This is a genomic window from Psychrobacillus sp. INOP01 (assembly GCF_018140925.1).
In the GTDB taxonomy this organism is placed as follows: domain Bacteria; phylum Bacillota; class Bacilli; order Bacillales_A; family Planococcaceae; genus Psychrobacillus.
The window spans coordinates 532,313-550,547 of the sequence record NZ_CP073315.1; the positions used below are offsets into that span (position 1 = coordinate 532,313).

The following is an 18,235-nucleotide window of genomic DNA, read 5'->3' on the forward strand; positions in this document are numbered from 1 at the left end:
ATTAGCTTCCTCCTTTAAATGTTGATAAATTAGGTCTTAACAGACGAAGATCTTGTAATCGATCAATTGCTATTGAACCATTTGTATGTAAATAAGCACATTCCATTTCGGGATGCTCTGATAGAACAGCCAGCTCATCAGTCATCGTTTCTACCACATTGTCGATGATCAAATGCGTTGCCTCTAGCCAAGAAGCAGCTATAACTGCTTCTTTGTTTCCAGATGACCCTGCGTGAGCAATTCCTTTTAGTCGACCGAGAACAAAAATATTCCCTCCAGCAACGACTCTTCCGTTTGGATTCACATCACCGACAACTACCAGATCCCCTAAAGCAGTAATGACTTGTCCTGAACGAACAATTCCTACATAAGTCTCTGACTGGTTTTCTAGTAATCTTTTATTACAATCTTCCACTGTCATAACTTCACTTTGAATTTTAGTCACGCGTAGATGTTCTGTTTGTTGGACGCAAGATATAATTTCTTTCGTTTGTTCATCGTTACAATAACGATAACCTAGATGTAAAAGTACTTCTGCTTGACCTTCAAACCCTTCATCAGAAACCTTTTTTGTTAATTCATCTAAAAGCTCTGCATATGAACACTGATCGTCTAGGCGTAATACAAGGCCCTCTTTCGTTCCTTTAATGAATATTAACTGCTTTTTTGTCAATCAAGTCACCTCAGATTTACTGTTAAATCAACAAGCTATTTTTGAAGCAATAAGGCTTTTTGATTAAACCGATTTAGAAGAATATATTTAAAAGCCCATCCGAACATTAATAAAAATACAGCATTTGCAATCATTGTAGGAATGAGATTATGTTGATAAAAATAAGTAAAGGTCATCGTTTTAATACCGATAAAAGTATAAAACAAGAACAATAATAACTCTACCCCAGCTACTAGAAGCAAGGTGAGAATTGTAGAAACCAATAGATGCTGGTGAATGTATTTAACGGTAAAACTAGCAACCAAACACATTAGAGGATATATAAAAGAATATAATCCAATAATATCAATGAAAAAGACATCATACAAGAGCCCAAAAAACAAACCATAAAGCATTGCACGTTTCCGATCATAATAGATGGCTACAAAAATTAGATAGATGATAAGAAAACGTGGAACTAATACATAAAAATCACTATTCAATTCAATTGGCGAAAAAAGACCAAAAATCGGTTCTAAATAAAATAATAGAACCGAAATCGCAATAACTAGAAAACGAATCATGAGCCGTCCCCTGCACCTTCTGTTAGATCAGCCTCTGTATTTCCTCCATCTGTACCATCCACTGAAGTAATCGTACGTTTAGAAATAATTACATGATCTAAAATTGAGAAACTAGCCGCAGGTTTAACGTATGCTAATTTAGTTAACCCGTAATCATCGGTTGTAACTTCTGTCACCTCTCCGATTAGAATTCCTTTCGGGAAAATTCCACCTAGCCCAGAAGTAGTTACTTTTTGCCCTACTTTCACTTCATACTCAGAATCGATTCTTTTTAGTATTAATTCTTTACGCTTTTCGTCATATCCTTCAACAAGTCCAAAAACCTCTTGACCTTCAGCAATTACAGCTGAAACTCGATAGTTTGGATTTTGTGTAGATAAAAGTTCCACAGTTGACGTATAAGGTGTGGTTAATATTACTTTCCCTATTAACCCCTGGGAAGTCATCACTGCCATATTTACATCTACTCCGTGGATCTCACCTTTATCAATAATAATTTTTTCTTCCCATTGGTCGGGGTTTCTAGCGATTACAGTCGATTGGATAGGATTATACGCACGAAGATCCTCTTCCTTATCGACAATTTTGCGCAACTCATCATTTTCAAGACGTAGATCATTTACTGAAGCTTGAAGTGTTACATAATCTTCTAATCTAACTTTTAATCGTTTATTTTCATCATATGTATTAAGTAAAGATTCTACATTATCAAAAACACCCGTTATATACTGGGTCGGCTTGGAAAACATAGATTGTCCAAAACCGACCACATCTTTGATCAGCTGTTCAGGCAGGGATGCATGATTTCGATCTCGCAAAGAAAAGCTGATGAGCGCCACAAGAAAAATCATCCCTACAAGCAGCAATATTAATCGCTTATTCGAAAAAAATTGTGGCATATCACACTTCTCCTTAGTGTTTTGTTTGTTGACGTTTCAATAGATTCATATGATCTAACGCTTTTCCAGTACCAATTGCAACACAATCTAGAGGATTTTCTGCAATAAATACAGGCATATTCGTTTGATCACTGATAACTTTGTCTAGGTTTTTCAGTAATGCACCACCACCGGTTAACATGATTCCTCGCTCCATCACGTCCGCTGATAATTCAGGTGGAGTTTGTTCTAATGTCTTTTTCACCCCATCAATAATAGAGGAAATTGACTCACGTAACGCATTGGAAATTTCTTTAGAGGTAATTTCAATTGTTTTTGGCAACCCAGTAACTAGATCACGTCCGCGAATATCCATTTTGTCAACTTGATCGGACACTCTCGCAGAGCCAATTTCAATTTTAATCGCTTCTGCTGTACGTTCACCAATCGTTAAATTATATGTTTTTCGGATATATGCAGTAATAGCATGGTCCATCGAATCTCCTGCAACACGAACTGATTCACTTGTAACAATGCCGCCTAATGATATAACCGCAACTTCTGTAGTACCTCCACCTATATCAACGACCATACTACCAGTAGGTTCCCATACAGGTAAATTTGCACCAATTGCAGCTGCGAAAGGCTCTTCTATTGTTAGAGCATCACGTGCACCTGCTTGCTTAGCAGCATCAATTACCGCTCGTTGCTCCACAGAGGTAATACCAAATGGCACACAAATCATGACATTTGGTTTGCTCCATGACATTCCAGATGCTTTCATTGCATTTTTCAAATAATATTCAATCATTGCAGAAGTTGTATCAAAATCTGCGATAACTCCATCCTTCATAGGACGAATTGCAACTATTGAACCTGGAGTACGACCGATCATATTTTTCGCATCGTTCCCTACCGCTACAATAGCGCCGTTTTGTACATTTTTCGCTACAACTGATGGCTCTCTGAGCACAATCCCTTTTCCTTTAATGAAAACTAGCGTATTCGCTGTTCCTAAATCTATACCCAAATCTCTTGATCCAAATCCAAACACAATTATTTACTCCCTTTCTATCTCAAGCAAGTTTCACTTCGTTGTCATAAAGTCATAACACTCATTATAACTGATAGAACGGAAAATGCACAGTGTCACATATACCCTTTTTCTTTTAAGCTGATAAACTGGTGATCACCGATAATCACGTGATCGAGCAATTCTATGCCCATAATTAAACCTGCTTCATATAGTCTTTTCGTCACGTCAATATCTTCTGTTGATGGTGCAGGATTACCGGAAGGGTGATTGTGGGCACAAATTATCGAGGCAGCTGAACGTTTTACAGCTTCGCGGAAAATTTCTCTAGGATGTACTATCGAGGCATTAAGAGATCCAATAAAAATTGTTTGTTTGTGAAGGATTTGATTTTTGACATTCAAAAATAGAGTGACGAAATGCTCTTGGTTCAATGAAGTCATATCTTGCATTAAGTAAGTAGCCGCATCTTTCGGAGAACGAATCGTAAATTTGCCATCAGTCTTTTGTTGAGATAGTCTTTTCCCCAGTTCAACTGCCGCTAGTAGTTGGACCGCTTTTGCTTGTCCAATACCTTTAACGGCAGTTATTTCTTCGATGGAAGCATTTTTTAGTTCCTGAATTTGTTCAAAATAATTGAGGACACGGTTAGCGAGGTGAAGAACAGATTCCTGCTTCGTACCGGTACGAAGCAGGATTGCGATCAATTCTTGGTTAGATAAGCTTGAGGGACCTTGTCTAACTAGTCGTTCCCTTGGACGATCAGACACATGTACATCACGAATCATAAGGGAAGGCGGTAACTTAGAATTCATGAATTTACCACCCGCTCAATTTCTATCAAACGTAGTGACAATAATACTTTAAACAAGCGACTGATTGGAAGTCCAATAACATTGTTATAGTCTCCCTGGATACTTTCGACGAATAATCCACCCATTGTTTGAATTCCATAAGCCCCTGCTTTATCTAAAGAATCTCCCGTTGCCACATAAGCATCTATTTGTCCTTCAGTAAGATCAAAAAATTTCACCGAAGTAGTTTCAGCAAAACTAATCGAGTAGCTCTCACCATAAATAGCAACACCGGTAGTAACTTGGTGCGTATTTCCTGAAAGTTTTTGTAGAAAAGTTTTTGCTTCAGCATTATCTTTCGGTTTCATCAATAATTCATCCCCAAAGCTTACAATTGTATCCGCCCCAATGACGATTGCTGAAGGATTCTCATTTAAAATAGCAGTTGTTTTGCCAATAGCGATATTTATTGCCACTTCTTCTACAGAAATATTTCCTTCCACTATTTCTGCAGCTCCTGAAGCAATAACCTCAAATGGAATACCGAGTTTACTAAAGAGTTCCTTTCTTCTAGGTGACTCACTAGCTAAAATAAATCGATTGTTAGTTGTTAGTTTCAATTCTTATTCCTCCTTTTCAATAGCATACAAAACTATTGAAAAAATAGAAATTGTGTATAAAAAACAACAATTGAATTTTTGCCGCGAAATTAACGTCAAAAATTCAATTTCAAACAATTATTCGTCGCAACATAATGAGAAAAAATATGTGATCTCATGACAGAAGGAACATCTGAAAACGCTGATATAGCTTGAACTATTTGCATTAAATCATCTGGATACTCTTCTTTTTTATCAAGAGACTCGAAAAAATTTTTACTTAAGTTCTCTTGTTGTATTAATTCCATTACTTTTATTACTTTAGGATCTTCACAACCCTTAGTCGAAACGTACAAACTTTTTATAAAGGTAGGTAATACATCTGCTTCTTGTGTAGGAATAGTTGTAACGTATAAATCACTCCAAACAAAAAACTGGTTGTCCACTTGGAAAATACTTGCTTTTGCAAGGGAAGGCTGTGATCCTATAAAAGCCATCGCACTTTCTTTAGAAGTGAACATGCCGTATTGTTTTGCTTGGAAAGGAAGAGATTTCTCTTCAACTTCTCCTGTAACCTCTACTTTTTTGCCTTCATCTTTAGGAGTCGTAATTTCGGCCTCTTCACTTTCAGCTTTCTTATCATTAGCTAAATTTAATATTAATCCGAACAATAGTACTCCTACAACTCCAATGATCAATCCTTGTATGCCAGCTAATATTACTTTTTTTCTCGTATTATTGCGTCTACCAATTGGCATAGAATCACCTCTTTTTCATAACCTTATCACGAAGATTATAAAAAAAGACGAGACCTATGTCGGCTCGTCCAAAAAAGTTATCGAGTTAAAAAAACAAATTTACATACCAATCGACAAGCAACTCACCATAAAAATAAGCGATAATAGCCGCTATAGCTATCGATGGACCAAATGGAATAGGTGTTTTTCTGCCTTGTTTAGATCGCCTTAAAGAAATAATACCAATAACCGTACCAATAATAGAGGCTAAAAATAGAGTCAATAGAGTTGGAACCCAGCCCAAAACTAAACCTATTACGAAGAATAGCTTAATATCCCCTCCACCCATGCCCCCCTTGGACACAACCGCGATGAGGAATAACACACAAAAACCAACAACCGCACCGATAATACTATCCCACCAGGGGCTAAGTGGCTCAAATACTCTTAACACTATTAAAGGTATCAAAAAAAATAACAGTATTTTATCAGGAATTAGCATATACGCAATATCCGACACCGTAATTATAACTAAAAGTGAAATAAACAATAGAGCAACTGCTAGCTCCAAAGTGAAACCTAACTGATAGTAAGCAAAGGTAAAAAGAAGGCCAGTCACTAGTTCCATCACTGGATACACCCAATGAATCTTTGTCCCACACCCTCGGCATTTTCCTTTTAGAACTACAAAAGAAAATACAGGCACAAGATCTTTAAACGTTAAATTTCGATTACAAATCGTACAATGGGAAGGCGGACGAACAATCGACTCCCCTTTTGGAATGCGTAAGCCTACTACGTTAAAGAAGGAACCGAAAACTAGACCGTATAAGAAAAATAAAAAAATGATTATAATTTCCATATCTACCTCTTTACCTTCATGTTCATATTATGGTATTAATAATGTTTCACCAATAATCACCATATCAGATTTTAGCTTATTGGCTTTTTTGATAATGGATTCTCCCGTGCGCGATCTGTAAAATTTCATAGAAATAGAATAGAGTGTATCTCCTGGTTGCACTTTATATGTTTTAATGGAAGGCTTTTCAGGTTCCCCTTGTACTGAAACATCCTCAGTAAATTCTTCTACTTCCACTTCAGTCTCAGTCTCTGTTTCATTCAATGGTGTTTCTTCAATTGATGGAGCTTGCCGCTCCTCCAAAACATCATATATCGGATTATTTTTATTAGAAATAGGGGGAATTACTAATCCAAATTTATTCGCTACTCCAGTTATTACAGGTGCGTAATATGTAGAAAGTACTACACTGTATTCAAGCTGATCTTCCTGTGGTCCTGGTAATACTTCTCCTTCTTCATACCCTTGAAATGAAAAAGATTCAACCACATAAATGCGTGGATTTTTTCGGATATTTTCTAAAAACTTTGTCAAAGCATCGAAGTCTTTTGATAATACCGTTAAGGATATAGAAATTGCTTCTAATCCATCAGGAGTTATTACAACCACTTCCTCTAGTGGGAGTAACTCACCATTCTCATTATCTAAATCATATGACTGTTCTTCAGTTGGCTGTTCTGTTATTGAAGTATCTTCTGCTGGTGAAACTGGTTGCTCCTCTTTCTGCACGTCAGAAAAAGCCGCATTCAATATAATACTATCCGAGCCAACTGCTGCACCTTCAAGGTCGAGAATAATGGAATCTACTAGCTTTTCAACAGGTACCTTTACAACTAGGTCCGATAAGTCTTGCTGTAACTTTTCCATATCGATTTCTGTAGTTTGATCTGATTTTACATTTGTCAGTTGTTTTTCTAGAGTAAAGTTATGCACTTTCAAAGTTGAAAATGAAGTGAAATAATATAAAATACCCACAGTAAATATAAGAAATATTCCTATCATAATCGTTAACCAATGTTGCTTCTGAAAATGAATCATGAGGCAGGCACCTCCTCAACCGATGCTTGTTTTAAGCTTTCTATGTCTATAATAATTTCATAGTTTGCTTCTACACGAGGCTGAAACTGTTGTGTATCACTAACAGCTGTGATATCTACCTCAGTATCAATATCAGTAGCGAGAGATGTTAAGGTTGCTTCCATAACATACGGCGAAGCTTTCAGCGTTGTTAAATAGTGCGCTGCCTCAGTATTAGATTCAAATTGTCCTATAAGTGATACAGAAGAATTATTAGTAGTATAAGTAAATAGCTTTATAAACCCGTGTTCTGGGAGACTTTGTGATAAGTGTTTTAACAAAAATACAGTAGGAACTGGTTTACTCTCCGCCCATTCTACGAGAATCTCTAAATGCTCTTTATCAGAGAGACTAGTCTCTATATTTTGTTGCTCCGTTTGCTTCAATAATAATTCATTTTCTAAATTGGTTTCTAGCTGTTGTTCAACAGTCTTCTCTTGGTGGTGTAAGTAATACAGAAAAAAAACCGTAGACAGAGCAGTAATACCAAGAATAATCGCAACGGCTAGCCACTCTATCTTTCTCGTTTTCTTCTGAAGTAAGTTTATATCTATATACATTATCTATTCACCTATTTCCAGGAAAGTCCAACAAGCTCTGCAAAAGAAGCGGGAATATGGACACCCTCTTTTGTCGCCCATTTATCATCCGTCATTTGATACACAGATAAGAGTTCAGTCGTCTGTAGATTAGAAGCAATAATAGGGATCAGTGGGTGATCCCCTGCAATACAAATCGTATCAATAGAGTATTTTCCATTTCGTAAATTATATAAATAAAATGATTGCAGACGAGCAACTTCTTTCTCTATGATAGCAAGATGATCCTCTAGCACCATTTCATTTCCATCTACTTGGATATATTGAAATCCAGTGCGTGTCTCGTATCCTGAAAAAGACTCAAATGGTCGAATACCCATTGTTCGTACATAAACTGGTTTATGATCATGAAACATACTTAACTGCATAACATCTAATTCTAAGTGAATTAGTAGCACATGCGCAGATTCTTCTAACTTGTTCATTTCTGCAAATAAACGATATAAACTTAAAAACGGAACATCAATAATAACCGGTCTAAGTTTTGCTTTCATTAGTACCCGTTCAATCGTAGTGACGTCTTTTTCAGGAACAGCGAGGGCAATAACTTCGTCTTTCCCTGTTACTCGATTATCCCCTACAATTTCTATAATAGGATCGGAAAAAGGCAGATGAAAAGATTCTCCTAGTTCCAAATATAGATGACCTTTCCATTCACTCGGAGGAACGGATTGAGGAATTGTAGTGGAACGCAAAAGTAAATCATGTTGAGAAAAAGAGAAAAAGGTTGGTATACCTTGTAGTTTATGTTTTTTGACAATGGACGACAATTGCTGAATAAGTCGTTCTTCATGTACTATCTGACCCGACTGGAAAGTCCCCTCTTCAATCACTTGTTGTATAAACTTAATATATTCATTCTTCCGCCCACCAACTAAAATACGTATGTATCTTTGGGTAAAAGTAATAAAAACAGCAGGTTGTGATTTCCAATATGTAAGCATTCATGTCCCTGCCTTTCTTTTAAAAACTATAGATATAAGTATAATAGCCCCGTGCACGAATGCAAAGGGCTATTGACAAATAAAATTTTATTATTTAGCTTTAACTACTTCTCTACCCTTAGTGCTTAAGTCAGTTTCTGAAGCATCTAATTTTCTTTTAGAACCAACAAGATTAATTGAATAAACTATACCTTCTTTTTTTACAATAACAGTTGAATAACCAACATCCCCATCCGGATCTTTAGGAATAGAATCTAAATACTTTCCTGCTACTAAATCACTTCCCTTTATAGTAGAAGTTGCAGTAGTATCCCAAGCACCACTCGCCTCTGCTAATTTAGCAGAACTAATAATCATTAAAGCATTCGATACATGTGCATCTTTTTTTGTATTATCAATTATTCCTGAAATTGACGGTACTGCAATCGCTGCAATAATCCCTAAAATAACTACAACTGCTAATAATTCGATAAGCGTTAATCCTTTTTCATTCTTAATCGTTTTCAACCATTTTTTCATTTTATTCTCCCCTTATTACAAATTATTTGCATGGGTGGGTGCACTAATTGCTCCTAATCGTCTAAGTGCCCAAATATTCGACAATTACTCTTCGCTTCCAATACATCTATTATTAATAATATCGGTTAAAACTACTAAAATATCAAGTCTTTTCACATAGTTCTTTTAACCTTTTTTCACTGAACTTCTGAAAAGATTGAAAACATAGGAATCATTATAGCTGCCACGATTCCTCCAATGACTACTGCTAAAAACAAAATCATCGCAGGTTCTATTAGAGACTTCAATCTCTCAGCAGCAGTGTCCACTTCCTGCTCATAAAAATCTGCAACTTTTGCCAGCATAAAGTCGAGTGTCCCCGATTTTTCACCAAGTACAATCATTTGTGATACAAATGAAGGAATTGCCCAATGACCCAGCATAGGAGTTGCTAAAGAGTTACCTTCTTGAACACTCTTACTAGCTTTTTCAATAATTTCTTCAATAACCGCATTTTCCACCACATTGCGGACTACTAATAACGATTGAGTCACTGGAACGCTAGCAGCATATAAACTGCTTAGAGTTCTTGTCATTCGAGCAAGTGTTGACTTTTGAATAACGGGACCAAAAATTGGTAGTCTAAGTATTATACTGTGAGCTAAGTATCGATATGGATCACGTTTTATTAGTACACTTACTGCTATACTTATGCCGATTATTAATATTAGAGCTACCCACCACCAAGTTTGAAAAATAGCACTTAAATCCAATAGAAATTGTGTAATGAATGGCAGTTCTGCTCCAAATGATGTAAACATACCCGCAAATCTAGGAACGATAAACCCTATCATGAAAATAACAACACCTACTGCAACAATACCAAGTACTGCCGGATAAATCATCGCAGACTGCACTTTTTGTTTCGTTTCATTTTGTTTTTCATAATAGACTGCTAACTGATCTAAAATCTCGTCAAATTGTCCACCCGCTTCCCCAGCCTTTAGCATATTCGTAAATAATACTGGAAACACTTTAGGATGCTGCTCTGCTGCAACTGAAAAAGGATGTCCTTCTCGAAGATCCTCTTCTATTTCAGCCAAAACTTGCTTCAATTTTTTTTGCGAAGTTTGATCCTTTAAAATCGAAGTCGCATCTAATATGGATATACCCGCTTTAATGAGAGTCGAAAACTGACGAATAAAAATAACTAAATCCTTGAAGGGAACTTTTCCACTTCCTAAATTTAAATCTTGGTATAAAAAACCAGTTTTCATCGAAATTTCTCGCGCGGCTATACCTTTTTTACGAAGCTTTAATTTTGCATCATCAGCTGTTGGAGCACGCATGATACCTTTCACAATTTCTCCTTTTTTATCTCTCCCATTATATTGAAAATAAGCCATTATACCATCTTCTCCGCAAAATAGGGTTCTAGTTGTTCGTTTGATACTAATTTCTCTTTAGCTAGACGTTCTAGTTCACTTTCCATTGTTTGCATACCCATCGATTTGCTTGACTGCATAACGGAATGAATTTGATGGATTTTTTCATTTCTTATTAGATTTTTTACTGCCGGAACATTTAAAAGTATCTCAAATGCAGCTACTCTACCTTTACCAGTAATGGATTGGAAAAGTCGTTGTGAAATAACCGCTTGAAGTACGGAAGCCAATTGAATTCTTACCTGTGGCTGCTGATTGGGCGGAAAAACATCGATGATTCGATCAATCGTCATAGAAGCACTCGTTGTATGTAATGTAGCAAGTACTAGATGGCCAGTTTCTGCTGCAGTAATTGCTGTAGAAATTGTTTCTAAATCTCTCATTTCACCAACTAGTATAACGTCAGGATCTTGTCGTAGCGAAGCTCTTAATCCAGATGCAAAAGTTTTTGTATCGAAACCCACTTCTCGTTGATTGATAATACAGGTGCCATGAGAATGTAAATACTCGATTGGATCTTCTAATGTAATAATATGTTTTTTGACAGTTTGATTCATTTCTTGAATCATCGATGCAAGTGTGGTAGATTTCCCTGAACCAGTCGGACCTGTTACTAATACTAGTCCTTGAGGTTTCTTTGCAATATCATGTAAGATAGTTGGCAAATTTAAATCCTCGAAAGTTGGAATTACTTTTGGTATTACACGGAAGGCAAGACTCACACAATTTCGTTGATAGTACGCATTTACACGAAATCGAGAAACTCCAGGTAAACTATATGAGAAATCGAGATCACCCTTTTCTATAAATGTGTCCCATAGATTCGGAACTATAGCTACTTTGGCCATTTCTTCCGTGTCTATTGGTTTTAATATATCTTGTCCAAATCTTTTTAATTCACCATGTAATCGCATCATTGGGGGCATACCAACTGTTAAATGTAAATCAGAGGTTCCAAGTTCAAAAGAGGCTTGTAACAACTGATGTAGCTTTTCTTTCATAATTGTAATCCTCCTCTCCTACTCTACTTTTGCGACACGTAGTACTTCTTCAACTGTGGTGTAACCCGCTTTCACCTTCAATAGTCCATCATCAATTAAAGGGATCATCCCATTTTTCATTGCAGTTCTTTTCACTTCTGTCATACTACGATTGTTATATAGCAGCTCACGAATTTCATTGTCCACTACGAAAATTTCATGAATTGATAATCGACCTTTAAAACCAGTTTCACTGCAAGCTTTGCAGCCCCTACCTCTAAATAGCTTTTCAACCTTAATAAATCGTTTATCAAATAATTCTTGCTCAATTGAAGAAGGAATATATTCTTCTTTACAAACGTCGCAAATTTTACGTACTAATCTTTGTGAAACAGCACCATTTAATGCTGAAATAACTAGATAGGGCTCAATATTCATATCTAGAAGTCTCGGAATAGTACTGATCGCATCATTTGTGTGTAGTGTACTTAACACGAGATGCCCGGTTAACGCTGCACGAATGGTAATTTCAGCAGTTTCCTCATCTCTTATTTCCCCCACCATAACAATATTTGGATCTTGGCGTAAAATTGCACGTAAACCACTTGCGAACGTCAACTGGATATGAGGATTTACTTGAACCTGATTAATCCCCTCCATTTGGTACTCTACTGGGTCTTCAATTGTAATAATATTAACGGATTCTTGATTTATATGTTGAAGAGCGGAGTAAAGCGTCGTCGTTTTCCCCGACCCAGTCGGACCCGTAAGCAATACAAGACCAGTTGGTTTTTCTATTAACTCTATAAATGTTTGTACATACCTTTTATTGAAACCTAGTTGATAAATTGGCTTCACGGCATTAGCTAAATCTAATAATCGAATAACCATTTTTTCCCCATAAACTGTAGGTAATATGGAAATACGCATATCGATTGTTTGTTGACCTTGTGTTAACCGAACCCGCCCATCTTGCGGTAAACGAGATTCGGTAATATTTAGATTTGCCATGATTTTTATACGTGCGACCAAAGATGGAAATTGACTCATCTGTATTACTCGATCCGTCGCAAGTAAACCATCCACACGGTATCTTACTAACACTTTGTCTTCATGTGCATCAATATGTATATCACTAGCCTGAATCTGAATCCCACGTGATAATATTTGATTTACCAGACGAATTGCAGGGGCTTCATCCTCATTCGCCCCTTCTTGTGACAAATTTTCGGTTAATGCTATAGATGCTGCTTCTTTTGTTAGTTTATCTATCGTTTCCAAAATATCTTTCCGGGAAGAAATAACAGGCTGCACCGTAAAGCCTGTCATCAATTCGATATCATCAATTACAACATAGTCAAGTGGGTCTGCCATAGCTACCTTTATCGTCTGTTCGTCTTTTTCAATAGGTAGGGCATAATTTTGTCTTGAATAATCTGATCCTACCAATTGGATAAGTTTCGTATCTATCGGAAATAAATTAAGTGCGACGTGAGCAATTCCAAGTTGAAATTCCAATACTTCAATAAGTTGGCGATCAGTCAAATAGCCACGTTCAACGAGGGCATCCCCTAGTCTCTGTCCAGGTGTCTTTTTTTGTAACGCCATTTGAAGCTGATCTTCTGATATTATACTTGCCTCAACTAACAAATCTCCAAGTCTTTTTCGAATAGCCATTTTTCACGCTCCTTAACTTGTTTAAGATATAGTATACTAAATAGTATAATGGATACACAGGATAAAAAGGTAGCTGAATCTTACGAATTATAAAGGGTGATTGGTAGAATATGAGAAACAAATTAAATAATAATAAAGGATTAACACTGATTGAAGTTTTAGCCTCTATTGTACTTCTCTCTATCGTAATCATTTCATTTATGTCTTTGTTCCCTCAAATGACTCTAATGAATCATAAAACAGAAGATAATCTTCAAGCAGCAAATGTGGGAAAAGAGTTGCTGGTTGAAATAAAGAAGTTGACCTTTGAATCTATAAAGAATGGGGATAGCTTACCCATCACTAATATTTCGATTGATATAAATTCAAATTTAACAATAATCGACGGAACTTATAAATCTTTTAAAGTCAAGATATCACTATATGCTAACTTAGATATAAGTGGTGAAATTCAAAAACTACATAGAATTAGAATTGAAGTCTTAGATGATAAGTCCACTGTTTTAACATCAACCTATGGTTATATGGAGCATAATTGATTTTCTCAAGAGGAGTATAACGTATGAAAAAAAGACTGGATCAACAAGGATTCACATTAATAGAATTACTCGCGGCACTTGTATTATTCACAATATTTGGAAGCGTTATTTGGGGACTTTTCTTTCAATCATTAAAATATAACGATGCAGAAGTCTCTAAAAATCAATTACAACAGGAAACAAATTTAATTCTTAGTACAATACAGCAAATGCATACTTCCTCAACAATAACATCAATTGAATCAACTGGTTCTACCTTATTAATAATAAGCGATAAAGGAGAATTCCCTTTTAATAAAGATAATGTACTATATCAAATAAATGAACCAATTAATCTTCCGAATAAAGAGTTTCACCTTGTACTAACGTTATCATCTACTGAAAATTCATCCATTCAACTTGAAACAGAAACTACTTTTAGCAAACTAAAGTAAGGAGTTAATTAAAACATGAAAATAATTAGAAATGAAAAAGGATATACATTAATACTTACCCTCATCATAATTATCGTCATTGTATCCCTATTCTCTACTTTCGCATTTGCTGCTATAACACAACAAAAACAAGTTGAGATTACAGATGACACTTATGAAGTCACTGCTATTGCAGAAATGGGCGTAGAATACTATAGAGCCGAAATAATTAACCTAGTTGAGATTTATAGACAGAAAACAGTTGTTGAAGTGAATGCGGTAGAGAGTGATACAAAATTAACAGATACAGAAAAACAAACTAAAATTGAAAAAATAAATGATAATAATCTTATTGAACTTCGAGATGAAGTACAAGGAATTACACTTGGGCAAACCGAAAAAACAACATTAGATCCAAGCGCGCATAAATATTTTAGATTAGTTACTCAACCATCTTTTTCTGTTGAGAATCCAAAAAATTTAACAATAGAAGTTGAAGGCAAACTAAAGGAAGAAGTCAAAATTATTTCTGCTAAATTTTATTTCCCTACAAATTTAGTTACATCAACTCCTATTACTGGTGACGGTGGTAGTGATGACGGTTCTGGGAATGGAGGAAATGGAATTGGTAAATTGATAACTCCACCTATTTTTCCAGATACAAATTATCACCTTGGCACAAGAAAGTGTTCGGAATTAATGAGTTCAAATCAAACTAAAAATACTTGTTATTCCGATACGATAAATGGATTAAATAAACTCAAAGAATTAAATTTATATTATACAGGCGTTTCTCATATACAAAATATAAATCAAAACTTTGAGAGCCTCGCTAATTTTTATGCTAATTCGAACATTACAATGGAAAGTTTAAAACCAATTAACGATAGAAATTATTATATAAACGGAAAAGCCGTATTTAAAGAGCTAGATAACGCTTCAAATTCCTTAATATATGCATCAGACGACATTGAGCTTTTTACCACAAATAATATGAAATCATTAAAAATTTACTCTGGCAATAAAGTTACATTTAACAGACCATTGGATGGCAATAATCTTACTTTATACGCTAAAAATGCAAAATTTAATAATATTAACAAGTTGAATCATAGCACTATCCAAGTAAATATGGATGCTGAGTTTACTGAAATAAATACCATTTCTAATAGCCATATTCAAATTGATGGAATCGCAAAATTTTACGCACAGAATAAAGGAGAATTCACAAATTCTAAGGTTTTGGTAAATAAATTAGAATTTGATACCACAAAAAATAATCAGGATATAATCAGACTTAAGGAAGATTCAATTTTTTGTGTTAGAAACAAAGATTTTAACGAAAAGCAGGTTCAAGTGAACGATAATAGTTCTTTAGTAATTCTAGATGAGACTGTAACAGATACAACTGAAATAAAAAAATTAAAGCATGTTGAATATGTTTCAAAAGTCAACTTTGATAGAATCTGTAACTTCGGATCAAATTCAAGTCCATCCAATCCATCATATGAAAATGTAGTAATTCCACCACCTACTATCGATGGATTTACTAATGAAATTATTTATAAGTAGTCAAAACAAAGAGTGAGCAGACACTTAAATTGTCTGCTCACTGTTTTTCATTTCCCCACATACCCATTTCCAAGTTCAGGATCTACTTCGACATATCCTTTATCTTCCGTCACAATTGTAGGAGGAGTGGTTGAAGAAGAGTCCACATTTTCATTTCCGAAATCTGCAGTTGTTCCATTCGAAGTTCCTGATGAATTTAGTAACTTGTCGTTCCATTTATACCAAACTTCGTGAACTGGTAAATATGTATCCATAGTAACATCGTAACTTTTCCATGGTGAGTCATCTAGAAATACATTCCTTTTCACACTTACTTCCATCCCATTTTTCCCAGGAACTTTACGTTCTTGTTGGTCTAGAGTTATAGGACGAACAATCACTCGTTGGTTTAGATTTTTCTTTTCATCGCTAGCAGAACGTATGAAGACCGGTGTGTTTACGCTAAAAATAGAAATCGTAAGTTCATTACCTACTAGACTGGACTCAATTGTTATTGGGTAACCATATTCATTTTTAACACGTAAATCATGTGTCTTATCTATAAATGCTTCGTATCCTATTTCACTGTTAAATTCATTATTCGTTGTGATGTGACGTTCTAATATAGAGAACGGACTATTTAAAGCGACTTTATATAGAAGCGAAGAGACTTCATTTTGAAATTGTGCATTGTATAACCCTTCTGAATCAGATCGCACTAGTTCATTTAAAGAGAATACTTGGTCTTCTTTCACTTCCACTTCGCTATGCTTCTGTATCCAGCTAAATGATCCAAAAGAAGTTTCGTCTAACTTGATAGTCTCGCTAGTCAGTAACATTTTTTCATCACTTAGTGATTTTAAATACCTCGTTATATGAATAGGCTCATCCATTATTGTTAAATTAGAAGCAGATTCTAAAATCTGTTGTTGTAGAAGCTTTTCATCTATTAATTCGCGATACTCCTCTAATTGGAGATTGTCAATTGCAGTCTCCCATTCTTCCCCATTAATACGTGTGATTAATAAATTATGTTGTTCTGATACCGCTTGCTCCACTGACTCTTCGAGCAGGAATTGTATAATTTCGCCATTTAAAATACTTTCTTCAAAAATAAATTGTAGAGAAGAATGTTGATTTATCGACCAATCAGATATCTCTTGAGTGAGAAGTTGAGTTGCCTGACTCTTTGATAAACCATCAACCATGATGGGACCGATCCATGTATTTTCATCAAAATAACCATCACTCTCTCCTTCATTGGTGAAAGCATTTGCCACACTATAAAGTCCAAAGGTTAAAACAAATAAAAATAAGCTAGCTCCGGCAACAAGAAGGAAGAATTGTATACTATTCTTTTGTTCCATCTAAATCACTCCGTTGTTTATTGAAATATTGTGCAGATATATCTTCGAAATCATTTCTTTTATCAAACTTTTCTTTTGTTTCTTGAATTGAAGTAGAAAGATCATCAAGATTTGGACGGATAATTTCTTCCGGATCTGGTTCTTGAAATGACTTTTGTAATGGATTTTCCTCTGAGCCCAGCAAGGCATCAAATCTTCTAGCCATCCATTTATCTGATAATTCTTCCGCATCTTCTATTTGTTCAGTCTCGTTATTGACGGTCAGACCTAACTTTTCCTTTGAATTATCATTAAGCTCCATATTTATCTCTGTCATAGCCGCTTCTTGTAAAGCAGCTTCATAGGACGGGTCTGGAACAACCGGTGCAACAATTTCCTCTAGGTCATCTATAGGAATAATAATTTCTGAAACTGGCAGTTCGACCAAAGGATCTAATTCATTTTGTTTGTTTTCTAAAGTTGCTAAATCGACTTCTTGTTTATTTAATAAAAAGTCTTCAAAAGAACTTTCTTCTATTATAGAATCTACTTCGTTAATTTCCTTCGGTATATACAGAGGACTTTTTTCTTCGTCATAAATCGATCTTCCTTGAGAATTTTCAAAATGCTTCTTTACTCTATGTAAATTTCTATTAGGTACTTGAGCCTGTCCAATTTCCTCTTTCTTTACTAACCATTCTTTTCTTTTTCCAAGTAAAATGGCAGAAGAAACGATTATGCCAAAGAAAAATAATATCCCCAACCATAACGACAAATTTTGTGAAGTAATATATGAAAATAAAACAGTAATTCCAGAAATAAGTATCACAATATAAATAGGCTTTTTTTCAAAAGAAAGTCGAATAAAGTAAACTAATAGTAAAGTGATTAATACACTTACTATTAATAAAATACTAAAAAGCATCATTTCATCCCCTCTCTTATATTTCATTATACATGGACGATCCATAATAAAATATGAAAATATCTAAAATCTACAATAAAATAGCCAATCAGAATAGTATCT

At 35.2% G+C, this 18,235-nt stretch carries 20 protein-coding genes and 1 riboswitch; of the genes, 3 read left to right on the forward strand and 17 right to left on the reverse strand.

Features of this window, described 5'->3' with window-relative positions; translation table 11 throughout:
• Position 1: 1 nt before the first annotated feature.
• From minC to KD050_RS02815, 15 genes are all read right to left on the reverse strand, one after another.
• A complete protein-coding gene (minC, locus tag KD050_RS02745) occupies positions 2 to 673 on the reverse strand; it encodes a septum site-determining protein MinC (RefSeq protein WP_211894741.1) in 672 nt (223 codons plus the stop codon).
• A gap of 35 nt (positions 674 to 708) precedes the next feature.
• The gene (gene mreD / locus KD050_RS02750) at positions 709 to 1,236 is read right to left on the reverse strand and encodes a rod shape-determining protein MreD (RefSeq protein WP_211894742.1); all 528 of its coding nucleotides are present in this window, start codon (positions 1,234 to 1,236) and stop codon (positions 709 to 711) included.
• Positions 1,233 to 2,135, reverse strand: coding sequence for a rod shape-determining protein MreC (gene mreC, locus KD050_RS02755; RefSeq protein WP_211894743.1), 903 nt, complete (start codon positions 2,133 to 2,135; stop codon positions 1,233 to 1,235). Before mreC ends, mreD begins: the two co-directional genes overlap by 4 nt.
• Before the next feature lie 13 nt (positions 2,136 to 2,148).
• Positions 2,149 to 3,168 carry a rod shape-determining protein gene (locus KD050_RS02760; RefSeq protein ID WP_211894744.1) on the reverse strand — a complete coding sequence of 340 codons (1,020 nt, stop codon included), beginning with the start codon at positions 3,166 to 3,168 and terminating at the stop codon, positions 2,149 to 2,151.
• A gap of 95 nt (positions 3,169 to 3,263) precedes the next feature.
• Positions 3,264 to 3,962, reverse strand: a complete 699-nt coding sequence (gene radC, locus KD050_RS02765; protein ID WP_211894745.1) for a RadC family protein — start codon at positions 3,960 to 3,962, stop codon at positions 3,264 to 3,266.
• Positions 3,959 to 4,561 (reverse strand): Maf family protein, encoded by a 603-nt coding sequence (locus tag KD050_RS02770; RefSeq protein WP_211894746.1) that lies wholly within the window; start codon positions 4,559 to 4,561, stop codon positions 3,959 to 3,961. The genes radC and KD050_RS02770 overlap by 4 nt, the downstream gene beginning before the upstream one ends.
• A 95-nt stretch (positions 4,562 to 4,656) precedes the next feature.
• Positions 4,657 to 5,298, reverse strand: a complete 642-nt coding sequence (locus KD050_RS02775; RefSeq protein ID WP_211894747.1) for a hypothetical protein — start codon at positions 5,296 to 5,298, stop codon at positions 4,657 to 4,659.
• Between the two features lie 85 nt (positions 5,299 to 5,383).
• Positions 5,384 to 6,139: a prepilin peptidase gene (locus KD050_RS02780; RefSeq protein ID WP_211894748.1), complete on the reverse strand. Its 756-nt coding sequence runs from the start codon at positions 6,137 to 6,139 to the stop codon at positions 5,384 to 5,386.
• Between the two features lie 27 nt (positions 6,140 to 6,166).
• Positions 6,167 to 7,177 (reverse strand): LysM peptidoglycan-binding domain-containing protein, encoded by a 1,011-nt coding sequence (locus tag KD050_RS02785; protein WP_211894749.1) that lies wholly within the window; start codon positions 7,175 to 7,177, stop codon positions 6,167 to 6,169.
• Positions 7,174 to 7,776, reverse strand: coding sequence for a PilN domain-containing protein (locus tag KD050_RS02790; RefSeq protein ID WP_211894750.1), 603 nt, complete (start codon positions 7,774 to 7,776; stop codon positions 7,174 to 7,176). Before KD050_RS02790 ends, KD050_RS02785 begins: the two co-directional genes overlap by 4 nt.
• Positions 7,777 to 7,787: 11 nt before the next feature.
• Positions 7,788 to 8,759 carry a type IV pilus biogenesis protein PilM gene (gene pilM / locus KD050_RS02795; RefSeq protein WP_211894751.1) on the reverse strand — a complete coding sequence of 324 codons (972 nt, stop codon included), beginning with the start codon at positions 8,757 to 8,759 and terminating at the stop codon, positions 7,788 to 7,790.
• A gap of 90 nt (positions 8,760 to 8,849) precedes the next feature.
• Positions 8,850 to 9,278, reverse strand: coding sequence for a competence type IV pilus major pilin ComGC (locus KD050_RS02800; protein ID WP_211894752.1), 429 nt, complete (start codon positions 9,276 to 9,278; stop codon positions 8,850 to 8,852).
• A 24-nt stretch (positions 9,279 to 9,302) separates the two neighbouring features.
• Positions 9,303 to 9,386, reverse strand: a riboswitch (cyclic di-GMP riboswitch).
• Positions 9,387 to 9,454: 68 nt separating this feature from the next.
• Complete coding sequence (locus tag KD050_RS02805) at positions 9,455 to 10,663, reverse strand: type II secretion system F family protein (RefSeq protein ID WP_211894753.1); 1,209 nt, start codon at positions 10,661 to 10,663, stop codon at positions 9,455 to 9,457.
• On the reverse strand, positions 10,663 to 11,703 hold the full coding sequence (locus tag KD050_RS02810) for a type IV pilus twitching motility protein PilT (protein ID WP_211894754.1): 1,041 nt from the start codon (positions 11,701 to 11,703) through the stop codon (positions 10,663 to 10,665). Before KD050_RS02810 ends, KD050_RS02805 begins: the two co-directional genes overlap by 1 nt.
• 18 nt (positions 11,704 to 11,721) lie before the next feature.
• Entirely contained in the window at positions 11,722 to 13,359 is a 1,638-nt protein-coding gene (locus KD050_RS02815) for a GspE/PulE family protein (protein WP_211894755.1), read from the reverse strand.
• Between the two features lie 110 nt (positions 13,360 to 13,469).
• On the opposite strand from KD050_RS02815, the gene KD050_RS02820 reads away from it, so the two are divergent.
• From KD050_RS02820 to KD050_RS02830, 3 genes are read left to right on the forward strand one after another with little or no spacing between them, the layout of a single operon-like run.
• On the forward strand, positions 13,470 to 13,898 hold the full coding sequence (locus KD050_RS02820) for a type IV pilus modification PilV family protein (protein WP_211894756.1): 429 nt from the start codon (positions 13,470 to 13,472) through the stop codon (positions 13,896 to 13,898).
• A gap of 23 nt (positions 13,899 to 13,921) precedes the next feature.
• A complete protein-coding gene (locus tag KD050_RS02825; RefSeq protein ID WP_211894757.1) occupies positions 13,922 to 14,332 on the forward strand; it encodes a PulJ/GspJ family protein in 411 nt (136 codons plus the stop codon).
• Positions 14,333 to 14,347: 15 nt separating this feature from the next.
• Positions 14,348 to 15,883, forward strand: coding sequence for a hypothetical protein (locus KD050_RS02830; RefSeq protein WP_211894758.1), 1,536 nt, complete (start codon positions 14,348 to 14,350; stop codon positions 15,881 to 15,883).
• A gap of 47 nt (positions 15,884 to 15,930) precedes the next feature.
• Here the strand turns inward: KD050_RS02830 and KD050_RS02835 are convergent, their stop codons facing one another.
• Positions 15,931 to 17,229: a VanW family protein gene (locus tag KD050_RS02835; RefSeq protein WP_211894759.1), complete on the reverse strand. Its 1,299-nt coding sequence runs from the start codon at positions 17,227 to 17,229 to the stop codon at positions 15,931 to 15,933.
• Positions 17,213 to 18,133, reverse strand: coding sequence for a hypothetical protein (locus KD050_RS02840; protein ID WP_211894760.1), 921 nt, complete (start codon positions 18,131 to 18,133; stop codon positions 17,213 to 17,215). Before KD050_RS02840 ends, KD050_RS02835 begins: the two co-directional genes overlap by 17 nt.
• Positions 18,134 to 18,235 lie beyond the last annotated feature (102 nt).

What these genes read in the sequence shown, in the direction of transcription:
- mreD (WP_211894742.1), bottom strand. Translation starts at nt 1,236, where the DNA reads ATGATTCGTTTTCTAGTTATTGCGATTTCGGTTCTATTATTTTATTTA.
- mreC (WP_211894743.1), bottom strand. Translation starts at nt 2,135, where the DNA reads ATGCCACAATTTTTTTCGAATAAGCGATTAATATTGCTGCTTGTAGGG.
- radC (WP_211894745.1), bottom strand. Translation starts at nt 3,962, where the DNA reads ATGAATTCTAAGTTACCGCCTTCCCTTATGATTCGTGATGTACATGTG.
- KD050_RS02775 (WP_211894747.1), bottom strand. Translation starts at nt 5,298, where the DNA reads ATGCCAATTGGTAGACGCAATAATACGAGAAAAAAAGTAATATTAGCT.
- KD050_RS02780 (WP_211894748.1), bottom strand. Translation starts at nt 6,139, where the DNA reads ATGGAAATTATAATCATTTTTTTATTTTTCTTATACGGTCTAGTTTTC.
- KD050_RS02785 (WP_211894749.1), bottom strand. Translation starts at nt 7,177, where the DNA reads ATGATTCATTTTCAGAAGCAACATTGGTTAACGATTATGATAGGAATA.
- KD050_RS02790 (WP_211894750.1), bottom strand. Translation starts at nt 7,776, where the DNA reads ATGTATATAGATATAAACTTACTTCAGAAGAAAACGAGAAAGATAGAG.
- pilM (WP_211894751.1), bottom strand. Translation starts at nt 8,759, where the DNA reads ATGCTTACATATTGGAAATCACAACCTGCTGTTTTTATTACTTTTACC.
- KD050_RS02800 (WP_211894752.1), bottom strand. Translation starts at nt 9,278, where the DNA reads ATGAAAAAATGGTTGAAAACGATTAAGAATGAAAAAGGATTAACGCTT.
- KD050_RS02805 (WP_211894753.1), bottom strand. Translation starts at nt 10,663, where the DNA reads ATGGCTTATTTTCAATATAATGGGAGAGATAAAAAAGGAGAAATTGTG.
- KD050_RS02810 (WP_211894754.1), bottom strand. Translation starts at nt 11,703, where the DNA reads ATGAAAGAAAAGCTACATCAGTTGTTACAAGCCTCTTTTGAACTTGGA.
- KD050_RS02815 (WP_211894755.1), bottom strand. Translation starts at nt 13,359, where the DNA reads ATGGCTATTCGAAAAAGACTTGGAGATTTGTTAGTTGAGGCAAGTATA.
- KD050_RS02820 (WP_211894756.1), top strand. Translation starts at nt 13,470, where the DNA reads ATGAGAAACAAATTAAATAATAATAAAGGATTAACACTGATTGAAGTT.
- KD050_RS02825 (WP_211894757.1), top strand. Translation starts at nt 13,922, where the DNA reads ATGAAAAAAAGACTGGATCAACAAGGATTCACATTAATAGAATTACTC.
- KD050_RS02830 (WP_211894758.1), top strand. Translation starts at nt 14,348, where the DNA reads ATGAAAATAATTAGAAATGAAAAAGGATATACATTAATACTTACCCTC.
- KD050_RS02835 (WP_211894759.1), bottom strand. Translation starts at nt 17,229, where the DNA reads ATGGAACAAAAGAATAGTATACAATTCTTCCTTCTTGTTGCCGGAGCT.
- KD050_RS02840 (WP_211894760.1), bottom strand. Translation starts at nt 18,133, where the DNA reads ATGCTTTTTAGTATTTTATTAATAGTAAGTGTATTAATCACTTTACTA.